Annotated in this window: 32 protein-coding genes and 3 pseudogenes; 30 read left to right on the forward strand and 5 right to left on the reverse strand. The window is 35.8% G+C overall.

Going from position 1 to position 23,326, the window contains the following annotated elements; translation table 11 throughout:
• The first annotated feature begins 60 nt into the window (after positions 1-60).
• A complete protein-coding gene (locus CHB72_RS18960) occupies positions 61-693 on the forward strand; it encodes a class I SAM-dependent methyltransferase (RefSeq protein ID WP_089284481.1) in 633 nt (210 codons plus the stop codon).
• Positions 690-911 (forward strand): FMN-binding protein, encoded by a 222-nt coding sequence (locus CHB72_RS18965; RefSeq protein ID WP_089284450.1) that lies wholly within the window; start codon positions 690-692, stop codon positions 909-911. The genes CHB72_RS18960 and CHB72_RS18965 overlap by 4 nt, the downstream gene beginning before the upstream one ends.
• 174 nt (positions 912-1,085) lie before the next feature.
• Here CHB72_RS18965 and CHB72_RS28335 read toward each other — a convergent pair whose 3' ends face one another.
• Complete coding sequence (locus CHB72_RS28335) at positions 1,086-1,412, reverse strand: helix-turn-helix transcriptional regulator (protein WP_089284451.1); 327 nt, start codon at positions 1,410-1,412, stop codon at positions 1,086-1,088.
• Positions 1,413-1,743: 331 nt separating this feature from the next.
• Between CHB72_RS28335 and CHB72_RS18975 the strand changes: the two genes are divergently transcribed.
• The 23 genes and pseudogenes from CHB72_RS18975 to CHB72_RS19065 all read left to right on the forward strand — a co-directional run bounded on the left by CHB72_RS18975 (position 1,744) and on the right by CHB72_RS19065 (position 15,940).
• Positions 1,744-1,980, forward strand: coding sequence for a hypothetical protein (locus CHB72_RS18975; RefSeq protein WP_141131501.1), 237 nt, complete (start codon positions 1,744-1,746; stop codon positions 1,978-1,980).
• 68 nt (positions 1,981-2,048) lie between these two features.
• A pseudogene (locus tag CHB72_RS18980) lies at positions 2,049-3,217 on the forward strand (IS3 family transposase).
• A gap of 422 nt (positions 3,218-3,639) precedes the next feature.
• Complete coding sequence (locus CHB72_RS18985) at positions 3,640-3,939, forward strand: nucleotidyltransferase domain-containing protein (protein ID WP_089284453.1); 300 nt, start codon at positions 3,640-3,642, stop codon at positions 3,937-3,939.
• Positions 3,940-3,963: 24 nt separating this feature from the next.
• On the forward strand, positions 3,964-4,308 hold the full coding sequence (locus tag CHB72_RS18990; RefSeq protein WP_089284454.1) for a hypothetical protein: 345 nt from the start codon (positions 3,964-3,966) through the stop codon (positions 4,306-4,308).
• 12 nt (positions 4,309-4,320) lie between these two features.
• A complete protein-coding gene (locus CHB72_RS18995; protein WP_330397088.1) occupies positions 4,321-4,566 on the forward strand; it encodes a GrpB family protein in 246 nt (81 codons plus the stop codon).
• Between the two features lie 147 nt (positions 4,567-4,713).
• A complete protein-coding gene (locus CHB72_RS19000) occupies positions 4,714-5,469 on the forward strand; it encodes an MBL fold metallo-hydrolase (protein ID WP_089284455.1) in 756 nt (251 codons plus the stop codon).
• A 386-nt stretch (positions 5,470-5,855) separates the two neighbouring features.
• Positions 5,856-6,038, forward strand: a complete 183-nt coding sequence (locus CHB72_RS26765) for a hypothetical protein (RefSeq protein WP_176431478.1) — start codon at positions 5,856-5,858, stop codon at positions 6,036-6,038.
• 19 nt (positions 6,039-6,057) lie between these two features.
• A complete protein-coding gene (locus CHB72_RS27475) occupies positions 6,058-6,351 on the forward strand; it encodes a recombinase family protein (protein ID WP_242975200.1) in 294 nt (97 codons plus the stop codon).
• 334 nt (positions 6,352-6,685) lie between these two features.
• Positions 6,686-6,919, forward strand: coding sequence for a KilA-N domain-containing protein (locus CHB72_RS28015; RefSeq protein WP_330397089.1), 234 nt, complete (start codon positions 6,686-6,688; stop codon positions 6,917-6,919).
• Entirely contained in the window at positions 6,885-7,253 is a 369-nt protein-coding gene (locus CHB72_RS28020) for a KilA-N domain-containing protein (RefSeq protein ID WP_330397090.1), read from the forward strand. The genes CHB72_RS28015 and CHB72_RS28020 overlap by 35 nt, the downstream gene beginning before the upstream one ends.
• Positions 7,254-7,264: 11 nt before the next feature.
• On the forward strand, positions 7,265-7,411 hold the full coding sequence (locus tag CHB72_RS28025) for a hypothetical protein (RefSeq protein WP_330397091.1): 147 nt from the start codon (positions 7,265-7,267) through the stop codon (positions 7,409-7,411).
• A gap of 30 nt (positions 7,412-7,441) precedes the next feature.
• Complete coding sequence (locus tag CHB72_RS19015) at positions 7,442-7,723, forward strand: hypothetical protein (RefSeq protein ID WP_089284456.1); 282 nt, start codon at positions 7,442-7,444, stop codon at positions 7,721-7,723.
• A 14-nt stretch (positions 7,724-7,737) separates the two neighbouring features.
• A complete protein-coding gene (locus CHB72_RS19020; protein WP_089284457.1) occupies positions 7,738-8,970 on the forward strand; it encodes a YecA family protein in 1,233 nt (410 codons plus the stop codon).
• Between the two features lie 23 nt (positions 8,971-8,993).
• On the forward strand, positions 8,994-9,281 hold the full coding sequence (locus tag CHB72_RS19025; protein WP_141131503.1) for a hypothetical protein: 288 nt from the start codon (positions 8,994-8,996) through the stop codon (positions 9,279-9,281).
• 113 nt (positions 9,282-9,394) lie between these two features.
• Positions 9,395-9,616: a hypothetical protein gene (locus CHB72_RS19030; protein ID WP_089284459.1), complete on the forward strand. Its 222-nt coding sequence runs from the start codon at positions 9,395-9,397 to the stop codon at positions 9,614-9,616.
• A gap of 642 nt (positions 9,617-10,258) precedes the next feature.
• Positions 10,259-10,546, forward strand: coding sequence for a type II toxin-antitoxin system prevent-host-death family antitoxin (locus tag CHB72_RS19035; RefSeq protein ID WP_089284460.1), 288 nt, complete (start codon positions 10,259-10,261; stop codon positions 10,544-10,546).
• Entirely contained in the window at positions 10,530-10,847 is a 318-nt protein-coding gene (locus CHB72_RS19040; protein ID WP_089284461.1) for a type II toxin-antitoxin system RelE/ParE family toxin, read from the forward strand. Before CHB72_RS19035 ends, CHB72_RS19040 begins: the two co-directional genes overlap by 17 nt.
• A 317-nt stretch (positions 10,848-11,164) precedes the next feature.
• Positions 11,165-11,329, forward strand: coding sequence for a hypothetical protein (locus CHB72_RS26770; protein WP_176431479.1), 165 nt, complete (start codon positions 11,165-11,167; stop codon positions 11,327-11,329).
• A 312-nt stretch (positions 11,330-11,641) separates the two neighbouring features.
• On the forward strand, positions 11,642-12,100 hold the full coding sequence (locus tag CHB72_RS19045; RefSeq protein ID WP_089284462.1) for a helix-turn-helix domain-containing protein: 459 nt from the start codon (positions 11,642-11,644) through the stop codon (positions 12,098-12,100).
• On the forward strand, positions 12,093-13,037 hold the full coding sequence (locus tag CHB72_RS19050; protein ID WP_089284463.1) for a HipA domain-containing protein: 945 nt from the start codon (positions 12,093-12,095) through the stop codon (positions 13,035-13,037). The genes CHB72_RS19045 and CHB72_RS19050 overlap by 8 nt, the downstream gene beginning before the upstream one ends.
• Before the next feature lie 461 nt (positions 13,038-13,498).
• Entirely contained in the window at positions 13,499-14,101 is a 603-nt protein-coding gene (locus CHB72_RS19055; RefSeq protein ID WP_089284464.1) for a class I SAM-dependent methyltransferase, read from the forward strand.
• 454 nt (positions 14,102-14,555) lie between these two features.
• The gene (locus CHB72_RS19060) at positions 14,556-15,041 is read left to right on the forward strand and encodes an RNA polymerase sigma factor (protein WP_089284465.1); all 486 of its coding nucleotides are present in this window, start codon (positions 14,556-14,558) and stop codon (positions 15,039-15,041) included.
• Positions 15,038-15,940, forward strand: coding sequence for a zf-HC2 domain-containing protein (locus CHB72_RS19065; RefSeq protein WP_089284466.1), 903 nt, complete (start codon positions 15,038-15,040; stop codon positions 15,938-15,940). Before CHB72_RS19060 ends, CHB72_RS19065 begins: the two co-directional genes overlap by 4 nt.
• A gap of 313 nt (positions 15,941-16,253) precedes the next feature.
• Here the strand turns inward: CHB72_RS19065 and CHB72_RS19070 are convergent, their stop codons facing one another.
• The 3 genes from CHB72_RS19070 to CHB72_RS19080 all read right to left on the reverse strand — a co-directional run bounded on the left by CHB72_RS19070 (position 16,254) and on the right by CHB72_RS19080 (position 17,974).
• Entirely contained in the window at positions 16,254-17,069 is an 816-nt protein-coding gene (locus CHB72_RS19070) for a transposase (RefSeq protein ID WP_089284467.1), read from the reverse strand.
• A gap of 171 nt (positions 17,070-17,240) precedes the next feature.
• Positions 17,241-17,576 carry a transposase family protein gene (locus tag CHB72_RS19075; RefSeq protein WP_089284468.1) on the reverse strand — a complete coding sequence of 112 codons (336 nt, stop codon included), beginning with the start codon at positions 17,574-17,576 and terminating at the stop codon, positions 17,241-17,243.
• 137 nt (positions 17,577-17,713) lie between these two features.
• Complete coding sequence (locus CHB72_RS19080; protein WP_089284469.1) at positions 17,714-17,974, reverse strand: hypothetical protein; 261 nt, start codon at positions 17,972-17,974, stop codon at positions 17,714-17,716.
• A 233-nt stretch (positions 17,975-18,207) separates the two neighbouring features.
• On the opposite strand from CHB72_RS19080, the gene CHB72_RS19085 reads away from it, so the two are divergent.
• From CHB72_RS19085 to CHB72_RS19105, 5 genes and pseudogenes are all read left to right on the forward strand, one after another.
• On the forward strand, positions 18,208-18,813 hold the full coding sequence (locus CHB72_RS19085; protein WP_089284470.1) for a TetR/AcrR family transcriptional regulator: 606 nt from the start codon (positions 18,208-18,210) through the stop codon (positions 18,811-18,813).
• A gap of 6 nt (positions 18,814-18,819) precedes the next feature.
• The gene (locus tag CHB72_RS19090) at positions 18,820-19,326 is read left to right on the forward strand and encodes a DUF6323 family protein (protein ID WP_089284471.1); all 507 of its coding nucleotides are present in this window, start codon (positions 18,820-18,822) and stop codon (positions 19,324-19,326) included.
• 82 nt (positions 19,327-19,408) lie between these two features.
• Complete coding sequence (locus CHB72_RS19095; RefSeq protein WP_456297869.1) at positions 19,409-20,683, forward strand: DUF6179 domain-containing protein; 1,275 nt, start codon at positions 19,409-19,411, stop codon at positions 20,681-20,683.
• Positions 20,676-21,461, forward strand: a pseudogene (locus tag CHB72_RS19100) (IS91 family transposase); the annotation flags it as partial. The gene CHB72_RS19095 and the pseudogene CHB72_RS19100, both read left to right, overlap by 8 nt.
• Positions 21,462-21,817: 356 nt before the next feature.
• Positions 21,818-22,003 (forward strand): annotated as a pseudogene (locus CHB72_RS19105) (IS982 family transposase); the annotation flags it as partial.
• A gap of 426 nt (positions 22,004-22,429) precedes the next feature.
• Here CHB72_RS19105 and CHB72_RS19110 read toward each other — a convergent pair.
• A complete protein-coding gene (locus tag CHB72_RS19110) occupies positions 22,430-23,302 on the reverse strand; it encodes a PhzF family phenazine biosynthesis protein (RefSeq protein WP_089284473.1) in 873 nt (290 codons plus the stop codon).
• Positions 23,303-23,326: the final 24 nt, after the last annotated feature.

A 23,326-nucleotide genomic window follows, 5' to 3' on the forward strand; every position in this document is an offset into this window, starting at 1 on the left:
GAGAAGTGTGACGTTTGAAAACACCTACTAAATTGAATGAATGAAAGGACCAGATGCGAGATGATTCAAAAAGATTACTGGGACAGTGTCTCTGAAAAAAAACAATTTACAACACCTTTTCAGGCTGATGAATTCAGTAAATATATCAGCAAAAATAATACTATTCTAGATGTAGGATGTGGCTATGGTAGAACGTTGGATGAATTATACCAAATAGGTTTCAAGAATCTGATAGGCATTGACTTTGCAGAAGGAATGATCAAACGTGGCAGAGAACAGTTCCCCTATTTGGATCTAAGGGTGAAAGAGGATGCTTTCATTGACTTTCACGATAATAGTGTTGACGCAGTGATTTTGTTTGCAGTACTGACTTGCATCTGCAACAATACAGAGCAGATGGAACTAATCAAAGAAATACATCGTGTGTTAAAACCGGGCGGCGTGCTATATGTGAATGATTTTCTTCTGAATACAGATGAAAGAAATGTTAGCAGATATGAACAGTTTGCCGAGAAGTACGACTTGTATGGTGCATTTGAGCTGCCTGAAGGTGCTGTATGCCGCCATCACAGCGAGAAATGGATACAGGAGCTGCTTGATGACTTTATCACTTTACAATATAAGTATATTACTTTCACTACCATGAATAATCATAAGTCCAATGGTTTTTATTTTATCGGGAGAAACAAATGAAAGTTGTTGAAGGCTACGGTGGTGATATGATGGTGGAAGTGAAATTTAGTTCGATGAAAATGCTTTCAGTTGCGGTAAGTAAACACAATGAAACAGAGGGACTTGGTGATAAGGCAATAAATCATTTATCTAAGGCAATTGTAGAAGCTCAAACATATGATGTGGATACTAGTAACGGCGGCCACCGTTACTTAGTATCGCCATACAAGATGGGGTGAAAGATTGTATGGAACAAGCAAGAATAAAATAAGGAATAGGAAGGTGAAAAGAGATAAGCTGCTGTCGGATTATCTCTTTTTTCATTTTCATTTGATATTGGTTATAATCTCTTGTAATTTGCTAAACAGCTTTAAGAAATGCGAAATTGTGAATGAAAGTTAGAATAGCTTATTTTAATGAGATACTAACGTTCCTGGACTAACTCCAAATTTCTCTCTAAAAGAGCGAGCAAAGTGGCTAAGATTATTGTAACCGACGGCATGGGCACTTTGGGTAACACTACAGTTATTTACAACTAATAATTTATAGGCTTTTTCAAGTCTTTGTTCTCGAATAAATCCATAAACTGTATTTCCATATAAAGCTTTAAACCCTTTTTTAAGAGTGCAATCATTTATACTTATTGCACGTGAAAGCTCAAGAAGCGATGGAGAGTTTTCTAAATTTGATAGTAAGATGTCCCGTGCAATTGCTAATTGTCTATACGTATATTCGTTCATTGAGGCAGGTGTTTGACATAAAGGTAACTATTTTAAAACATCCTGTTTTAAATATGCCTGTATGTCTTCCATACGATTTAAGTTTAACCAGATAGGGTGGAGTTTAATACGAATCATTATTAAAGTGAGGGTTTTATATGAAAGAACTTTTAAATATTTATTCATATGCAAATAGCTCAGAAAGAGATATGGCAAAAGCAATCATGTGGCTGATTTTGTCGGGCGTATTTGGGGTAGTTCCTTTTTTTAAGTCAATCATATACTTGTGTGTCTTTATGAAAAGGGAGAGGCAGAGCTAACTTATTTGGGGATAATGTCAGGATTAATCCTAATGAGTTTGTTTATAAAAACACGAGCACATGGTTGGGGGCTTGGAGCATCTCATCATTTGGCATATAATGCGTTGATGGGATTGCGTGAAAAGATGGTGGATAAGCTTTTAAAAATGCCTATGGGTAAGGTCAGTCAGTATGGAACAGGAAATTTAAAAAAGATTTTTGTAGAAAATATTGAGGATATGGAACTGATATTGGCACACATGATACCAGAGGGTGTGGCAAACATTTAGAGTGTATTAGATTTGCTGGACACGTAGAAAGGTTGTTATAATAAACCTAGAAAGGACGTGTTTCAGCTATGAGTAATAGAAATAAATTTACTGATGACTATAAAAAAGAAATGGTGAAGCTTATTACCGAATTAGGCAAAAAACCAGCTGATGTAGCCAGAGATATAGGTGTTACCCCTACTACTATTAGAAGGTGGGTAAAACAGTATAGTTTACATGGAGAAGATGCTTTCCCAGGGAAGGGAAACCTTCGACCAGCTGATGCAGAACAAAGAAGATTAGAGAAAGAAAACAAAGAGCTTAAGGAGGAAATTGCCATCCTAAAAAAGGCTATGGGCATCTTCAGCAGGGACGTGAAGTAAAGTATTTGTTTATAGAAAAACATAGCTCCGAATTTTGCGTCAAGAAGATGTGCCAAACTTTTGAAGTCAGTAGGAGTGCTTTTTATGGCTGACAGAAACGCCCTATAAGTCATAGTAAGAAGGAAGATATCAAGCTATTAGCTGATATTAAAGAAATATTTGATGAATCTGATGGAACCTATGGTCATAGACGTATCAAAAGAAGGTTAAAGAAAAAAGGTATAAGAGCCAGTAACAACCGTATTAGAAGGATCATGGGAGAAAATGACTTAGTAAGTGCATTAAAAACAAAATTTAAAGCCACTACAAATTCAAATCATAACTATCCACTAGCCCCTAACCTATTAACCAAAGATTTCACAGCTCAAAGCAAGAATCAAAAATGGGTTGGTGATATTACCTATGTTGCCACTAGTGAAGGATGGCTTTACCTAGCAGCTATTGAAGATCTGTATCATAAAAAGATAGTAGGTTGGGCTTTAGACAGCAGAATGACTAAACAGTTAACGCTTAATGCCTTAGACCAAGCTATTATACGTGAAAGACCAGCTAAAGGTTTGATATTCCATTCATATAGAGGGTCGCAGTATGCAGCCTACGATTATCAAGATAAACTTAGAGAAAATGGAATAAGGCAGAGTATGAGCGCCAAAGGGGACTGTTATGATAACGCTTGTATGGAATCGTTTTTTGCAACCTTAAAAAAAGATTTAATTCATAGAAGACGCTTCAAAACCCGTGAAGAAGCTAAAATAGCTATTATTAACTATATAAAAACCTGGTATAACTATAGAAGAAGTCATAGTAGCTTAGACTATATGTCTCCTATGGAATATGAGCTGCATTATAGCCAAGGTAAGGATTTAGCAGCCTAAAAGATGTGTAAAAGACATAGTTATATAAGCAATACCCCACTACAAGTACTTAATGGAAAATTTATAAATTATAAGGAATAAATTACATAATAAAATCTACTATAACATCTCAGTTGTAGGATTAATAAGATATTCTATGAAAACAAGTAAAAGAAACCTTTATTCGTGTCCAGCTAGGTTATACCACTCCAATCGGTGATATAATGCCCAAAGCATACATTTGCAAGAATTGCAAAAAAAATTTACTTGATTACTCAGAAACAGTTTAATAGTATTCTTGTTATGAGAATGCCCTTTATTACAGAGTACAAAAAAAGAAAATCCAGAAGCATTGAGATGAAATATTTTGTACTAACTGATTATATACGCTTGGATGGATTCTTCATTCATTGCAGCAAAATTTACATTTACGAGGTGAGAAGATGAACTTCTTTATAGATGAGTGGATAGATAAACTTGTATCAAAAATAAAAAATGAATTTGGAGATAGACTTGCCTTTATTGGTTTGCAAGGAAGTTACAAACGCAAAGAAGCGGATGACAGCAGTGATATAGATATTGTAGTTATCCTGAATGAGCTGGCTGTGCAGGATTTGAAAAAATATCGAGCGATAATTTCCAAAATGCCTTATAAGGAAAAAGCCTTCGGGTTTATTTCCGGTAAAAGTGAGATCATAGGTTGGGAAAAATCTGATTTGTTTCAATTCTATTATGATACGTAGCCAATCTACGGAAGCATAGACTATTTGCTGCCGTCAATTGATAAAGAGGATGTTAAACGTGCTGTAAAAATAGGTGCGTGCAATCTGTACCATGCGTGTTGCCATAATTTTCTCTATGAAAACAGCTCTGAAATTTTATCGGCATTGTACAAGTCAGCATTTTTTATTTTACAAGCTAAATATTTTGATGAGACAAACCAATACATAAGTAGCAAGGAAGAGCTAATAAAACACTTGGATGGGATAGATAAAGGGATACTGAATATTTGTATGGATAGAAAAAAGCTAACTGCTATGGATGAGGATGACTTGATCATATATTATGATAAATTCATCTCTTGGAGTAGTGTTCTTTTACAGTCCTACTGATGAGGGGTAAGCATGAAAAAAGAATTATCTGAGATGTCACTGAAAGAATTGTGGGAGTTTTTTCTTATTACCTTGAAAGAGCACAATCCCAAATATAAAGAGTGGTATGAAATCGAGGAAAGACAGCTTTTCAGTTGTATCAAGAATCAGGATATAAAACGTATCAACCATATCGGAAGCAGTGCGGTAGAAGGATTGATTGCAAAACCGACCGTAGATATCTTGTTAGAAGTTGATAACAATATTCTAGAGTTATAAAACGAAACATCAAAATTGAATGCGAATAGATAAATAAAATTTATCGTTCTGATTATGAGTTTTAAGCCTGTTGAGTGGAGTAAATCTTACTGATCTACCGGTTATTAATGTATAAATATATAAGGATATAATAAATGGAGGAGAACTATGACAGAAATAATAACATTACGTTTACTGTTTCAACTGGGAAAAATAAAGTTTTATATTTACCCAGTTGTATTGAAAAATAAAGACAATTTAATTTTAATTGATACTGGATACCCAATGTTTTTACCTGTAATTGAAAGAGCTTTTGACGAAAAAGGATTAGATATTACTAAATTACAGCAGGTTATTTTAACACATCATGATCATGACCATATGGGGGCAATAAAAGAGCTTATTACAAAGTATCCTAAAGTCGAGGTAAAGTGTTCAAATAAACAGGCACCTTATGTTTTGGGGCAGAAAAAATTGTTACGTTTAGAACAGGCTGAAAAAATTGGCGAAACGTTAGAAGGGAATGCAAAAACAGATAATGAAATGTTTATTCACATGCTGAAAAGCGTTCAATATATAGATAATGTTACGCCTGTATCGGATAATGAAATAATATGTGATGGCGTAAAAGTAATAGAAACACCAGGACATATGCCGGGACATATTTCAATTTATGTTGAATCTGAAAAAACACTTATAAGCGGTGATATGCTCATTTCAGAGGAGGGAGTTTTAGCTATTGCATCAAAAGAATTTGTATTGGATGAAGATGCAGAAATTAAGTCATTAAAAAAAGTGTATGATTACAATATTGAAAAAATTGTGTGCTATCACGGTGGAGAATATACCAGTAATAATTTAAAAATGGAATTAAAAAGCATTATTGAAAACGGATATACAAAATCAAATCTACTTTATGAGTGAGACTATGAGCGAGCAAATCTTGATTAAACTTATGAACTTAGTATCATCCCTATTTTAGGAGGATTGGCGGTAAAGCATTCAACCAACCCTTGAAGCGGTGATAATGATGACATAATAATTATGCATAAATTGATTACTTTCCTATTAAAAATGTATCTTTTATGCATTTACATGAAAAAATATGCAAAAATCCAGTTGATATGTTTACTACAATGGCACATGTGGAATCCATAGTCCTGTTGCAGAGCGAAAAAACGCTGAATTTTTAAGGGTTTGCAGGATTGTAAATGAAAACATGTTTTGACGTGAAAGGATGCTTTCACGTCTTTTCTTTTGTAAAATATTAATGAGCTTGCCCATTTTATATAGATGATGTAGGAACGTAAATGAAAAATGTCAGGATTATTCCGGTTGTACCTAAAGAAAATAAAAAACTTAAGGTTGCCGCCTATTGCCGGGTCAGCACATTTGGGCCGGTGCAGCTGCGCAGCCTGGAGCTTCAGATAAAAACTTATACGAAGATGATACGAAGCCATCCCAACAACGATCCAGAAAATGCTCAAGAATGAAAAATACAAAGGCGATACGATGCTGCAAAAGACTTTTACCGAGGATTTTATGACCGGTAAGAATAGCAAGAATATTGGGCAACGCAGCCAGTATTACGTAAAGGACAGCCATCCAGCGATTGTTTCTGCTGAAGTGTTTGGTAAAGTACAGGAAGAAATGGCGAGACGCGCAAGATTAGTTCATAAACAGGATGGCACAGTAGAACCCAGCGGAAGCAAATACAACGGTAAATATCTTTTGGGGAATTTGCTTGTGTGTGGTGATTGCGGAGCATCTTATCGGAGAAGAACAGAAAGAGGTAAGGTGGTTTAGAGATGTGCGACACGGATAGAAAAAGGGAAAGATTCATGTGCCAATTCGCCTACGTTGGACGAGGAGTGGATTAAGAAAGTGCTTAGCAAAATGGTATGTGAGAATGATGCTTATGATGAAAGTGTAATCAGGAATAAAGTTGATAGAATTCAGGTCTTTAATTCGTATAGTATAATTTGTTATAAAAATGAAGAGCAGGCTAAGATATTTTTCTAGAAAGATAGAAGGCGAAAAGTTCATATTATAATAATGCGAATATTGGTAAAATATAGTATAATTAAAATGATTATATCGATTATTCAGAGATTAAGGCACTAAGAAAGAGGATGATCCAATGGCAAAGAAAACTGTAAAAGAAACAATTCACGCCAAAGGTATGGATATTGCTATCTATACTGAGGATTTTCAAAACGAATTTATCTCGCTTACAGATATCGCACGCTATAAAAGTGATGAACCTAAAGATGTCATTAAAAATTGGATGAGAAGTAAGGATACAATTGAATTTTTGGGTCTCTGGGAACAATTACATAATGAAAAATTTAAAGGTCGAATTCGACTCCTTTAGAAGTCAAGCCGGTTCAAATGCTTTTACACTATCACCCCCAAAATGGATCGATAGTACCAATGCAATTGGTATTGTTTCTAGATCCGGCCGAAATGGTGGAACTTTTGACCATTCCAATATTGCTTTTGAATTTGCTTCCTGGATATCGGCGGAGTTTAAGCTGTATATTATCAAAGATTATAAAAGACTGAAAAACGATGAAAGCAGCAGACTATCTTTAGGTTGGAATCTAAATCGTGAGATATCAAAGCTAAATTATAGAATTCACACTGATGCCATCAAGGAGAACTTAATCCCACCGGAATTGACACCATATCAAAGAACCAATTGTTAGTTTTAGCGAATATGGAAAGCTATAATGCCATTTTGATTGAGCAAGGCAGACCTCAAGCAGAAAGGCTTCAATTATTGAATCAATTAGCCATTCGACAGTTAAAAGCAATTGAAGAAATAGGTACGGATGTAATTAGAAAGCTGGAAAACAAAGAATGAAAAACGGTAAGAAAGCGAGGAAGTCTATTAATGGCGCACTATTGCAGAATATGCGGAAGAACACGGGCTAATGAAAAGTTTTCAGGAAAAGGACATAAAAATCATGTATGTAAAGATTGCTCCGGCAAATCCGGCAGAAAAGCTAAGAAGAACAGCATAGATGAAAACGCTTTTGCCTCTGAAACCACGGTACTGTTAAATGATATGCCGATCCAACCGGAAAGTATGTATTTCGATGATAATTGGTTTTCTGAAATTGATTTTGAAAAACAAAATATAGATGATGAAAATGTTGAAGAACTACCATTTTGAAAGAGGGAACCTTGATGAATGAAAAAATTGATAAGAAAACAGAAGCGGCTCTAATAAGAGCACTGGAAAATGCAAAGGCCTTTAGCCAACAACTGCAGGAAAACAGAGAGAAGCGGCTTTGGAAGAAGGTCGATATTCCATGCAGCCTTTATGATGCTATTAACGGATTAACAAAAGCTGAAATGGATACAATCTGTAAAAACTATGATTTCAGAAATTTAAGCTCTCTTAAAAAGGCAGAGCTGGCATCGGAGCTTGCCAAATTGATTCCTTTAAAGTTTAAGAAGGTTATCTATACATTGGATCAAAGCAGGTATGACTTTATCAAAGTAATCATTAAGAATTCGGGAGTTATACCCGATATGGGTATTTCTGTTTCTAATGCGGAAGCATTCATGGAATTTAGTATCATTTTTCCCGGATTATATGACGATCAAAAGATATTGTTTATGCCGAATGAACTTATAAACATTTTCTCTCAGATAGATAGTAGTGAGTTGGAAAACATTGTACAGCGAAATACCGAGTGGATACGCTTAACCCGTGGATTGCTTTATTACTACGGTGTCATGGACGCATGGCTCGTTAAGGAGAAGATAAGCGAGCTTACAGGGCAGGAAGTTGACATTCTGGAATTTATGAATGTAATGTCCTTTGCCTGTGATTTCTATGGACAGGCCCGATACACGTCATATGGATATCAGGATGACAGAGTTTTAGATGCAAAGAAAATTGTTGAAGAACACAGAATGAGACCGGGCGTTGATTATTATCCTTTTACAAAAAAGCAGCTGTTAAAAGCCGGTGATCCGGATTATGTTGATAAAACACCGGAGATGAACAGCTTTATCAGTTTCCTTTTAAAGCATTACAGGCTATCTGATCAGGAAACAAACGAAATTGCATTGCAGATAACCAATATGATCAATGCGGATTCAAAACCTACTCTGATTATTCAATACCTGCAGAGCTGGATAGAGTTTCCCTCGTTTGAATTTGTGCAGCAGTTAACAGCAAGAATAATAGAATTATATAATAATACCCGCCAGTGGGTGTTAAAGGGACATACTCCCAATGAGTTGTTCCAGGAGGAAAGAAAGTTTTTAAAACCTTTACCGCCTCAGCCTTTTAAAATGGGTAGACCGGATTCGAATGTGATTGAGATGCCGACCCGTACCAAGGTTGGACGAAATGATCCTTGTCCATGTGGTAGCGGTAAGAAATATAAAAAGTGCTGTGGCAAATGAAGATAATGCCGTCGCCAAGGGGGTTGATGGATAACTATTGGAGAATAATTAAAAAGGATGATAGCCTTATAACAATAGCGTTAAGGGATAAGGCAAAAAATATACTGAAAAGGATTACATTTTATGATGATTACTCAAAGCCAATGGAATCGCATGTAACCAAAGAAAATGAAAAGTACTATTTAAAGGATATAAGCCTGGACATTGAGTATTTTGGAAGAAGCTACAAGAAGGCAAAAATTCAAAAGAATATTGATGGTAAAAGCGCTTTTCAGGTAGCAGATGAATTAAGAGATCTACTTTTTGCTTAGGAACGCTTATTCCATTCTGGGACAATTAGGTATTCCTGTATCTAATGCAGTGAACATTATGGCAGATTCTACGGATATCAGAATTTCTTAAGATATAGAGAGGATTAAAAAAGATGTTGACCAAAAAGTTTTTCAAAGATAATCCCGTAAAAGAAAATACAGCACAACAGTTCGCATACAGTATTCTGCTGTATGACGGGTTGGAAGAACTTGCAGTTGAATTTTCAAAAACCCAGATAAAAAGAGGTGAAGAAGAGGCTGAGGCTATAAAAAACGAGTCTTCTCCGGAAGCTCTCTTAAAAAGCAAAAACCAATTATTGCGAAAAACTGGTTGAAATAATTGACGAAATTCGGTCTCCATATGCCTTGTCTTTAGTCTGCATCCTGATTGGTTTTTTTGGAAATAAATCAGATATTGAGTTGCTATTACGAAAACATGCAGAACTGAAATCGCTCTACCCGGATCGTGATTATGAACAAGGTGCGCTGCTGGGGATTATAGAATTAAGAGAACATTTCAATTTACTACAACGTTGAAAAAGCAGGAAAGAAAAGGCGAATCCCTATAATAATGTATATGATGAATTAATGTATGATAATTTCAGGCATAATGAATTCTGTAAAATCTACGGAAGTGGAGAAAAGTACAAAAAATTCTATGGCAGGGAAAAGATAGTGAAACAAATATATATTTCCGCCAAGGGGATACCAGCTTTAACGGGCATCTTTTTTGACTCCTCAAGGCATGTGGAGGTCGTCGCGAGGGTTGATAGGCTGAAACGCTGATGAATAGAGGGTTTGCTGGACTTTGGTAAAACATAGAACCCTTCTACATGAAAAAAAGATGTACAATATTGGAAGTTGTCATGGACTTGATTATAAAGCAGCGGATGCCTTCAGATTTACAAAGTGTTTCTATTGTAGTACAATAAGCATATAATAAAGATATAATAATGCTATGAAACGAGGTGATCGGGATGATGAATATCAAGCCCTCTGCGGCAATTCGAAAAAACTACAATGAGATTTCCGAACTGTGCAAGAGGTCTGGAGAACCGGTATATCTGACCAAAAACGGAGAAGGAGATCTGGTGGTAATGGATATTGAAGCCTTTGCTAGACGTGAAAGCATGCTGCGTCTTCGTGAAAATCTGATTGTTGCGGAGGAAGGCAGGTTGAGCGGCAAAAAAGGCTATTCCGTTGACGAGGTGTCTAAGATGATGAAGGACGCTGTCAAGGAGGTATTGGATGGGCAACGAAAGTAAGTTGTATAATGTGATTATCTCCGATGAGACGGCTCAAATGCTGGTATCTCATTCCCGTTTTCTTGCACAGGTCAGTGAAACAGCAGCCCTGCAACTTATTGCTGAGTTTAATGAAAAAGCAAAGTCCCTGGAGAAATTTCCAGAGCGGAACCCATGGCTTTCCGACCCGCTGGTGCCATCGGGCAAATACCGCAAGCTTCTGATGGCAAAGCGGTATCTGCTGGTATATCAGGTGAAAAACGGAACTGTATACGTAGATGCCGTGGTGGACTGCAGGCAGGATTATGGCTGGCTTCTGTAGGCATATTTGTTTAGGAACTGAAACACCATATGAAATGATTTAACGTAAGAATAAACCAAGTGAAATCGCCACAGAAATGTGGCGTTTTTTATAGAGAAAAACAATCATTAAAAGTAAGCGCCAAAGAGGTTCTTTCCAACTTTATTTGAATGAACTTATTTGTACTCATAAAATTTGCGAATTTGCAGAGTTTCTTCAAAAATAGGTTTTGTTTTTCAAATAACTTCGGAAAGAACCGCCAAAGAATTGCCGCCTAGTTTATCATAGGAAGCTTTGCTAAAATAACAGATAATAAGATTTTTAAGGGGTGATTTGTTATGCTTAGCGAAGCACCAGGTATAGACTGGGAAGATATTTTAGATAAATTCTCTTCATACGAAGGAACCATAAGAGGCTTTTGCAAAGAAAATAATATAAGTGTTCATCAGATTGATTATCGTAGGAGTATTCTTGTTTTTCAATTTTCTCCTAGACGGAGGTAAGGAATATTTACGCCGATCAGCTGAGGAAGGCAGTTATTTTGATTTATTAATAGTTGAAAATGAATAAAGGATATCTTGAAACGTAAGAGTTTTACTTTTATGCCTTTTCAATTTAAGCAATTGAAACCGTTTTTCTATATGCGGCGGGTCCGTGCTTGTGTAGGACAGCAACGTTTCCATCAATCATTATGAATGAGAAGAGGATACAGTGACATCTGGCGGTACTGTTTGGAAATCCTCATTTGCATTTTGTGTTATAACTTCCCTTGACACTATATCGGAACACCGATATAATGAATGTAGGTGATGAAAATGACAATACAACAGCTTTTGCAGGATATGCAAATGTCCCGTTATCGATTATCGAAAATCAGCGGGATTCCATGGGCAACTCTCGCAGATATTTATTCCGGGAAAACCCATCTGAACCGATGTGGCGCGGGAACGCTTTCCAAACTGTCCAAAACACTTGGTCTATCTATTGAGGAACTGTTGGCGCTGGAAACAGAGCCGAAAAAAAACACAGCCGCTGGGAAACCAAACATAAAAACTTACTTGGAAACCGGACTATCGGAGAGTGTCCAAAAAGCAATAAAAGACTATTTACAAGGCGAAAAGGAGCAGGTGCTATATCTTGACTGCTTGTGGAATGAGTTATATGGAGCCATTAATGCTGACCTTTGGGCTGGCTTAATTACTGAGGAACAAGCAAGCTATCTGCGTGTAAAATATCTTGGCACAGAGGGAAAGGAGGATGGTATTAATGATTGATTTTACATTGTGTGAAGTAAATAAATTCAGAGCCTACGGCGGGGCAAATGGAAATAAAATCAATATTCTTTATGGGGGCAATAGCTATATGCTTAAATTTCCGCCTGCCCCAAGCCGCAATAAAACTATGAGTTACACCAACGGATGTATCAGTGAATACCTCGCCTGCCATATTTTTGCAACCCTCGGATTTAAAACCCAAGAGACTCTGGTCGGTACTTATACTGATCCACGCGGGAAGGAAAAAGTGGTAGTAGCCTGCGGAGATTTTACCGAAGGCGGCAAAAGACTCATTGAGTTTGCGCATCTGAAGAATACCTGTATCAGCAGTGAACAGAATGGATATGGCAAAGAACTTTCATCCATCATACAGGCAATAGATGAACAGACGCTTCTGCCGCCGGATCAGCTTCGGGATTTCTTTTGGGATATGTTTATTGCCGATGCACTGCTTGGTAATTTTGACAGGCACAATGGAAATTGGGGCATTCTTGTAGATGAACACTCTAAGACGGCTGAAATTGCCCCCGTTTACGACTGTGGTTCCTGCCTCTACCCGCAACTTGCAGCCAAGGATATGGAGGCTGTTCTGAACAGTGAAGATGAGATTGACAGGCGGATCTATGTTTTCCCTGCCTCGTCCATTGAGGAAGATGGAAAGAAGATTTCCTACTTCGAATTTATCTCTTCTCTGAAAAATCCAGACTGCACGGCGGCCCTAAAAAGAGTTTCTGCACGGATTGATATGGAAAAAATACGCACGCTCATTGATGAAACTCCGACACTGCTTGAAGTACAAAAGGAGTTTTATGCGGTAATAATTTCAGAGCGAAAGGCAAAAATCATTGATTACAGCATGGAACAACTCATGAAACTAGACGGACAGGAGCCGGAGCGAGAGGAACTACAAAGCCGTGGACAGCAGTTTACCATGTAATACAAACACCCTGTAAAAAGAACCGTGCTGTTTACAAAGATTTGTACGGTTCTTTCACCTTTGTTGCCCCCTGTTTGCCACTGTGTCGGCTTTTGGCAAGACTGGATTTTGTCACTGTTTGAAAAAGTTGCTAAGACTAAAATTCTCAGTACGCTGAGGATTTTATTGTTGGTAGCTTTAGATTTTTTCTTTAGGAGCAAGATTTCGTGCAAAAATTGAAGTTGATAGAGCAATTTTTTAGAAGAAAAAGCTGCCTCCAAGGGGGGACCAACGTCGAGGCCCATACTTTTTGTAGCATCAAGGCATACAGAAACGGTTTGCATGTTGAAACGAGCATAAACCCTGATAAATAATAAATAAAGGTTCTGATTGATCTTAGAGCTCCAGTGACAAAGTGACTCCTTGAGGAGATAAAACAGATGACATTAGATTTTTTATTGTGGTAGATTGGAGAGGTAATAATGGGAAATACGGATAAGTTTGAAATGATAGCTAATATATATGACACTTCTGAAAGAATCCAAATTGCAAAGGTATCATCAAATGCCATTCGTGAATATTTAGTTGATACCAAAAGTAAGAATGCTATTGATTTTGGGTGTGGAACTGGTCTTGTGGGAATGAACTTGTTAGATGATTTTAATTCTATGATTTTTCTGGATACATCACAGAACATGATTAATCAAATAAAGCAAAAAATTTCTAGTTCTAATATACAGAATGCAGCTACATTATGTTTTGACTTTGAAAAAGATAGTCTTTCGGATTTACATGCTGATTATATTTTTATGGTTCAGGTTTTACTCCATATTAATGATGTTGAATTAGTATTATCAAGATTATATGAGGTTCTAAAAGAAAGCGGACATTTACTAATCGTAGATTTTAATATGAATGAAAAAATAGACTCTGATATGGTTCATAATGGATTTGATCAAATAGAGTTAACTGATATTATGACAAAAATAGGATACAGGGATATTCAATCTAAAACTTTTTATACTGGAAGTAAAATATTCATGGGGCATGATGCATCTTTGTTTATTCTTGATTCTCAGAAATAGAAATATTTAATTCCGTTATTGGATTTAAGTATCTTGAGATTAATTGAAAGCGGCAAATTATAATAGAGACAATTTGAAGAACTATTCATGTATTGACTTAAGAAAAATGACCTTTCGCCAAGGCACCACCAGGTTCAAGCGGCATCTTTTTTATCTCCTCAAGGCATGTGGAAACAGTCTGTCTGCTAGAGCGAAAATAGTCAGTAAAATCAAGGGTTTCATGGGATTGCAAATCAGATAGTCTCGTGTGTTTTAAGTCTTAGGGAACATAAATACTATTTTTCGAGATTGATTTATGGGGTGGAGTTTTGCAGATATAGTTAAATAATTCAGCAAAACAGAAAAGAAGTACTGATATTAAATATCTCAAGGTTTTATTAAGCTTTGAGATTTTTTTAAAAATTTCTTGTAAGATTATCAAGTCCCGTGCATCTTATAGGTAGGAGGTGAAAAAGTGACAGAGCTTGAGGAGATTTATAATAATTATTTTAAGGATGTTTACTTATTTATATACAGTATATCTAAAGATAAACATATAGCGGAGGATTTAACATCTGAAACATTTTTAAAGGCAATAAAATCTATCGATAGCTTTAAAGGAAACTGTGATATCAAGGTGTGGTTATTTCAAATAGCAAAAAACTCATATTATTCATATGTAAGAAAAAATAAGAATTTGGCAGACTTAGACTTAATACCTGAACAAAAAGATGATATTGATATAGAAAAATCAGTATGTTCATCTGAAGAGTCAATGAAAATTCATGAAACTCTCCACAAATTATCTGAACCATATAAAGAAGTTTTTTCTCTACGAGTTTTTGGAGAACTGAGCTTTAAGCAGATAGGTAATTTGTTTGGGAAAACAAATAATTGGGCTTGTGTCACTTTTCATAGAGCTAAAAATAAGATTAGAGAAGAAATGAGGAATAATTGGTGAAAGTTACATGTAATGTTATAAGAGATATTTTACCTTTATATTTAGAAAATATGCTCAGTGATGATTCTTGTGCTATGATTGAAGAACATATTGAACAGTGTCAGGAATGCAAGATCTATCTTGATGAAATGAAGAATTCTAATAAAATACCAGTAAATACTAATACCTCTCCTTTATTGAAGATAAAATCAACATTACGAAAGAAAAAAATTCTGACAATAATATTCTCAATGATGCTTTCGGTTATGATTCTTGTTATAACAATTGCTTTTTTGACTGCTCCTGAGTATATTCCATATAGTGAAGAAAGTGTGACAATAAACGAAATCGGTAATGGATCTGTAATCGCTATATTTGAAGATACAGTATCTGGATATGATATCAGTAGCTATCCTGCAGATGACAACACTGGTTATGTTTATCACATAACCACATGGGATAGCATATGGAATAGAACTATTAAAAAAACTCGTGCGAATAATACTATCTTAAATCCAAATAATGAAAATGTAGCTGCGGTATATTATTACCAGACTGATGGAAGTGAAGATATTTTGATTTATGGAAAAGATATTAATCCAAATGGAGGAATAGTTACATTGCCAAGATTATTTTTAACATATTATGCATTTATTGCTTTGATTTTGGTTGCAGTATGTGGATTTTTTATGACTTTGTTCCGTCGCCATAAAAAAGTGTTTAACTTGACAATGAAAATATTGTTCCTGCCAGTATCATATCTTTTAGGACACTTGATGATTAAAGGAGTTTCAACTACATCATATACTGCGACGCGAGATTTTTATGCAATATTGTTAGTTATGATTCCGTTGTATATTGCATTTATAACCGCTGTTAGATTAATTAAAGAAAATAATAAGAGAAAGATAGGAGCGTAGTCGCTCGAAGTTTACCCCCTGGGGATAGGTTTCGTTAAAAGGTTCAATCACCAACATTCATTTGTTAAATTGTATAAGAGTGATGTGATACCGCATGTAGAAACTGTGGCTCTGATATCTAGAGTTTAGAAGGGTTTCAGAGGTTATAGAACTAAAAAATATACTATTTTGCCACCCGTTTTTACATTACAACTGGGTGGCAAATTTATTTGGGTGTATAATCAGTAGGAATATAGTAAGCGCCAAAGAGGTTCTTTCCAGAGTTATTGGATTCTGGCGTTGAAATAAAGCAATAAAACAGCTTTCTTATTGCCTAGTTAACACTTATTTTCTTCAATGCCTCCAGTTGCAGAACTTTACTTTTCAACATATCAAAATGATTTCTGCCATACATGACTCTTTTAATCGTCTTAATTTTATTGACGCTTCCTTCAGCTAAACCATTGTTATAAGAATAATCAATGGCATTTTTTACTGAATCATAATCTCCTTGGATACCCGTCACAAAGCTTGTAATTTCCTTTAATTCTAAGGCACGCGCCTTTTCTACCCAAAGGGAAAGACCAGCACTCTGACGACTTAACAATAGCGTCTTAAAGTCTGATAGCAGCTTAAGTAGCTCTGATAGAACAGGGTATTTTTTCAGGACTTCATCCAGCTGGTTCTTTGAGATCCCCTTGATTTTTTCTATTGGTTTGTAGAGTAGCTGATAGATTACTCGTTTGTCAATCAACTCAGAAGGTTCTTGGTGTTCAAGTAAATCTTTAGCAATTCTTTTTTCTTTGGAGACAAATACCCTAAGTGCTGCAACACTTCCCCTGTATCCTTTGGAACGAAGTCCTTCTGTAATTTTTTTGTAGGTAACAGCTTCTGCCCTCAATGTTAGTATTTCGTCTTTAAACGGTATCAATGGTCCTGGCCGACTGGTGCCATATTGCCCATGTACAGGATTATAACCTTCTATAAGATAATTATTTATACTGGTAATACTTATTCCTGTGAGTTTATATATATCAAGTTTGCCACATCCTTGATCATGTAGTTGCTTAACTTTTTGGATCTTGTCTTCTACTTCTGTATCCCGTGATTCGAGCATATCAATCAGGCAATTTGTTTGAGCATCAATCATGATTGTCCCATAGGTACGTCCTTTACGAATGGCAAAATCATCAATGCATACATATTCAATCTTATCCTTAGCTATGCTTACTGTTTTTTTTTAGGTAATTGCATATAGAGCTTTTCTTCACATCTACTGTCGTTTCAGATAGATATCTAGCTGCAGATACGGGGCTTTGCGTTAATGAGACCCTTGCAATTTCATCCATAAGTCGTTTAGTTTTTTTGATTTTGCATCTATAAAATCGAATGTCTCTGAAAATGTATAACGAGGACATTCTGTACTAACACAAAAAAGATTTCTGTTTTTGATAACAATGACAACTTTTTTACCCTGTATCGGCAAATCTTGAAAACTCTTTTTGTAACGGGAATGGACTTTACTGCTTTGAATCAAGCAGTCAGGACAGGGTACACTTTTCAAATTTGACATAACATTTATGTAAAGTGTATCTCCTATAAGTTCATGGCTAACATAGTCAAGTGATTTATCAAGATATTTTACAATAGTATCCATAATTAATAGCCCCCCAATTGATGATAGTCTAATTATATCATCAATTGGGATTAAATCCAATAACCTTGGAAAGAACCTCTTTGGCGCTTACCAATTATCGGCAGAAACAGGAATTTCTCATGAACAAACAAAAGCTCTTAAAAGTGTGCATAGTTGGCATTCCAGTATTTTGTGCGATATAAGTCAATAATATTTTGTTTTATATCAGTATCAATTGCATGGATAGGTCGTCTGCCTTTATTGCCATGTACAAAGAATTCTTTGTCCTTTATTTTGTATCCTTGAATCATACGGTTGATATGTCTTATGGTACATTTCAACTTCAAAGCAGCATTCTTCTTATTACCATTTGTTTCAAATAACTTTTTAATTACTTCGTATTTGTATTCCACTGTCATGTTTAGATATACTTTTCTGATAATGATCACTTAAGCTATATAATGTTTATGATGTTTCATTATATATGATTATTATATTTGGGACATAATCAAAACTCGTATAATAGGACATAATCATAAATCAATCATAGTTTCTCAAATCTTTTTAAGAATGCCATTGACAAATAAATCTGTTCCATTTATACTTAAATTACCAATGGTAATTACCGTTGGTAATTTAAGGAGGCGTAGCAATGGAAAAGAAAAAATCTATTTCAAGAGAACAGATAATTAAAACCACACTTAACTTACTTCATGATAAAAAAGAACTGCGGGGTGTAAACCTTCGTGAGATTGCTCGCACGCTTGGTTGTGCTCATACAAATCTGTATAACTATTTTCCCTCGTTTACTGATTTGCTCTGGGCAACACATACAGCATTACAGGAGGTTTTTATGATGAAATTAAAGGATAATCTATCATCTGCAACGACTGCTGAAATGAAACTGAAGTATTTTTTTAATACATTTCTGCAAGTTTATTTGGATAATACAGGGTGGTTTCGATTAGCTTGGTTAGAATATATCGGAGAGGATCGTCCCGAAAGCGATGTGGCTGCCACGAAAGCAGCGAGTGAAGAACTTAACCAATATGTACTTGATATATGGCAAGAATTATCTGAAAGTAAAGTGGATAATAAAAAAGTTAGTGAAACCATGCATAATACGCATTGCTATATCATTGGCGAGGTATCAAATTATATTTCTGGTAGAGGTCTTATAGAAAACGAAGCGGAATTCAAAAACCATGTTGTTAGTCAAGCAATTAAAATTCTTACTCTTTGCTTACGGGAGGAGTGATACTGTTTGGGGTTTGAGCTTACTCTATTTAACGGCAAATTCAATAATGCTTTGATACAAAAGCAAGCGGTCAATGAAGTCCTTAAACAAAATGATTTAACTATTCGTTTTGGACTTGTTTTAACGGAAAAACAAGCAATTGAGCTGGTGGAAACTCGATATTTAGCACTAAAGGATACCGGACGAATTGAGTTTGGCGGCGGTGTTATAGATAAAATTATTTACGAGTTCTGTGATTCCCATTATATTTCAATGCACAACTATGAGGAAACCTTGCATGAACTTATAGAGATGTTTTATTACTACAAAAATGAAACTCTGGAGTTAATAAGCGATGATGATTTAATCAAATATATGAAAAAAGCCTTTGACGGCGTGTGTCAAGGCTCTCTCGATTTGCTCTCGGGACGTGAATTAGATAAGCTTGCACACAATCTAAGGTGTGGCTATGACCCAGGTTATTCCGACGATATAACTACAGATGAGGAGTATGATGAAGATGGAGAATATTGAAAGAATAAGCAAAATTGATAAAGCAAAATTAAGTGACGAACAGTATCTTCCGTCCTTGCTCGAACAGGCATATACATTGGGTATGCTTTCTGATATAGATATAGAAAGGATACAGTTTGAATGCCTAGCAATTTTGTCAAAACAAACGGAGCGTTATAATAGTGGCGACAGCAGTTCGATACGAGTAGAAACTGCACAGAATATTCTAACATCAATTATGTTTACCATAGGCGTATGGCTGAAAACATTTCATATTCCCGATGATGCTGCGTTAGCCATTAAGAACAGTACTATGGACGATTTATATCAAAAAGGTCGTAAACGCATTGATAAGATGGTTAAATCGGTAAAAATTCTCCATTCAACAATTCTTCGCAAGCTGGTTGATAGTCAAAATGTTTTTTACCACTCAACTGTTGTTGATGGCATAAAAGGCTTTTTTAAGTTATACTATCCCGAATTTGGAGCACAAGAAATTCATATCACAGCAGATTATCCCGTATATAACCCAATGAAGAAACTGGTGGGTATAGAGTTTATACAGGAATATTTAAAGAATATCTATTTTGAAAACTTGTTTTGCTCTAATTTTCGGGCAGATGATATACACCACTTGCTTTGTGGATACGATGAGCATTATCAACACTTACTCTTTAATATCTATGAGCCGGTACTCGCTGCGGCAATTGGTTGCGTTCTTGCTGATACAGATATACAAAGATTAGATATTACACCATCTGCAGTATCACATCTTAATCGGTTGTTTGCCAGGAAAAGTATAACCGAAATCGAGGATACCCTTATACGAGCAGTTACTGAATTAAAACAATATATCCTTCTTGCGGATAATTTGGAACGATATATAAAAGTGAGTCTATCACTAATTGCTGTTGAGGTAAAAAGCGCTGTTGTTACACAAACACTTGATAAAGTCTTTATTGTTGCTAAGTATCCGGAAAACGATCCAAAAATTTATTTTTCGTTCGGAAATAAAATGGACAATGAAATATACCGCAAGGTTGTAAATGAGATTATGCAAAGCCACACAGCAAAGGATAAAATTGATGTTATTAAGGAGTATGTACAGTCACTTGCGGATTTGGAAGATATACTTCTTGACACCGAGCTTTATCCGAATGAAATAACTGAGATTTTGAAAGAATTAAGTCCTGCGGAAATCGCTGCGTTGTCAAAAAAATATATTCAATTAGAACATATTGACTTTGCAGATTTAAGGGAGAGCGAAAAAATACTCTATGAATGTTTGTGTGGCTTTATTGCTTCCCTTCCAAAGGAACAGCAGGTGTGGATAGATAAAGCAGTAAGGGCACTCAGTGAAGATACAATTTCTTGCTGAGCTTTCAATGGATTCTAAATATCTTGGAGCACAGATTGGCTTTTTCTCTCTTTTGCATACATGGGGACAAGATTTACACTATCACCCTCATATCCATACAGTGCTATTGGCAGGGGGACTTACAAAGGGTAGCCAATGGCGTCATACCAGCAAGGAATTCTTTTTACCTGTAAAGGTATTATCAAAAAAATTTCGTGGAAAATATCTTTATTATCTAAAGCAATATTATGATCAAAATCTTCTTAAGTTTTTCGGGGATCAAGAAAAATACCTTGATCCCAATATATTCAAAAGGCTACTTGATCAGTGTTATTTAAAAGACTGGTACTCATATACCAAAAGGACTTTTTCAGGTCCTTTGGCAGTGGTTCAATACCTAGGTCGCTACACCCACCGTATAGCTATATCAAATAGTAGGATTGTTTCCATGGATAAAGACACAGTTACTATTACCATTAAAAACTACAAAACGAACAATGAGATAAATACAGTAACCTTAAAAGGGGTAGAATTTATTCGTCGGTTCTTAATGCATATTCTCCCGAAGGGATTTGTTAAAATTAGATATTTTGGTATACTAGCTAACCGCAATAAAAAAACAAAGCTCAAATTGTGTAGAAAACTGACCAATAGTCCTTTATACAAACCCAAATTTGAAGGTCTTAAAACTATTGAAATTCTTTGTTTTCTCGTAGGTAAGGATGTGACATTCTGTTCAGCATGCAGGAAAGGTAAGTTACAAGAAGTTAGAACTTTATTACCAGTAGCACCAACTTGACGATTTGCGAACTGAATAACTTATTCCAAAGCCTCTTCAGTGGGGAGGGGGCTGCTATGCCTAAATACAACTATTTTTACTAAAAGATATATTGTTCTTGTAAAATTAATGTCTATAGATACAAAAACCGAAAAAAATACCAAAAGAAAAAACATTGAATACCCATAGCACTCATACCTGATCACCGCGACTTCCTTCTTCTATGTCAATCAAAAATTTTGCGCAATTTACCGAGAAAAACGAGAAGACCCAAACACTAGATATTAACTAATGTTTAGGTCTTTTTTCATGGGCAAAACTTCCGATTGAACCCTTTAAGAACCGTCCCTAATGACACTAATGACATACCTAATGACATAGAAACAACAGCTTCACAGCTTACTCAGCAGTTAAACATAGAGCAGGTACTTGCAAAATCATTCTGGGGTTTGCAAACAAGAATAAAAACCAAGCTTCTGGCCTACAACCTATGTTAATACATCAACAAGCTTATAGGCCAAGATACTGATATTTCAAGGATCAAGTACTTAGTCTTTGGATAATTAATCCAAACGTTGGTTTGTTACAGGGAAACTATAGGTGTTTGAGATACCATAATATTCTTTAGGATACTAAAATTTTAGTTAGCACAACGAGTTAAATTACAGAATTCATACTGATGCTATCAAGGCAAACTTGATACCACCGGAATTGACACCTTATCAAATCTCCATCTGCTACTTTATTATAATCCGGAGAAGGATGCAAAGGATCAGAAGGATATGAATAACTATCTGACAAGCCTCTGCAACGATCTGAAGGATGGGACCGAAAAGGAATACCTTTCAGTGTATTTAGGTTTTTGGACAATTCCAATTTACGCCAAGGGATGCCCTTTTGCAATTATGCACAACTTATTTTACATTATCCGGAGGATTGAGAGAATTAAAGGCTGTTAACCTGGCGGCAGCCATATTCACTATAAGAGCTTATTCTATGTCAACCTCAATTGAAGATAAGGTTAATGCTTTTCCGCCCACTTTAACTCCTGTGATTTCCTTCCCTTCGACAGTCAGGGAAACCAGTATTTCCGACGGTTTTTTCATAGAATAGCCCTGTTCAATGATAATATGTGAAGCTTGATTAAAATCGAGCTTGCCATATTTATAAAGGTAACAGCCAAGAGCGCCGTTCGATGTACCTGTAGCGGATTCTTCCGGGATCGCAAATAAGGGGGCAAAGTTTCTGCAACAGGCGGTTGAACTATTGATTGATTCAAGTGTGAATACATGATAACCGACTGCATTGTACTTTCTACTGATTTCATTTATTTTTTCAAAATCCGGTTTTATGGAGTTTAAAATATCTACGCTTTTTATGGGCACTATTATATCCCTCAAACCTGTTGATACTATTTGAACCGGTAAATCTTCATGAATGCTGGCTATTTCAATGTTTAATGAATCGGCGATTTCGTTCTTTTCAACTGTTTTAAAAAAAGACGGGAGCGGCTGACACATCATAACGGACAGGTCTTCCTTTATTTCAACTCCCAAAAATCCTGCTTTGGTTTCCTGCAGATAGCTGCCCGGCTTTATATATCCTAGTGTTGCCAGAGTATAGAAGGTTCCTATCGTAGCATGTCCGCATAGATCGACTTCTTCGTTCGGGGTAAAGAACCTTACACTGAAATCTGCCAGATTTGATTTCATAACAAATGCAGTTTCACTGAATCCGAGGATGGCAGCTATTTTTTGCATTTCAACATCTGACAGAAAATCAGCATTTGGAACTACTCCTGCCGCGTTGCCTCCTTCAGTGGTTTTGGCAAATGAGTTTATCGTATACGCTTTCACTTTCATATTCATTCCTCCTCGTAAATTGGG

The sequence above is a fragment of the Anaerovirgula multivorans genome, from assembly GCF_900188145.1.
Classification (GTDB): Bacteria; Bacillota; Clostridia; order Peptostreptococcales; family Natronincolaceae; genus Anaerovirgula; species Anaerovirgula multivorans.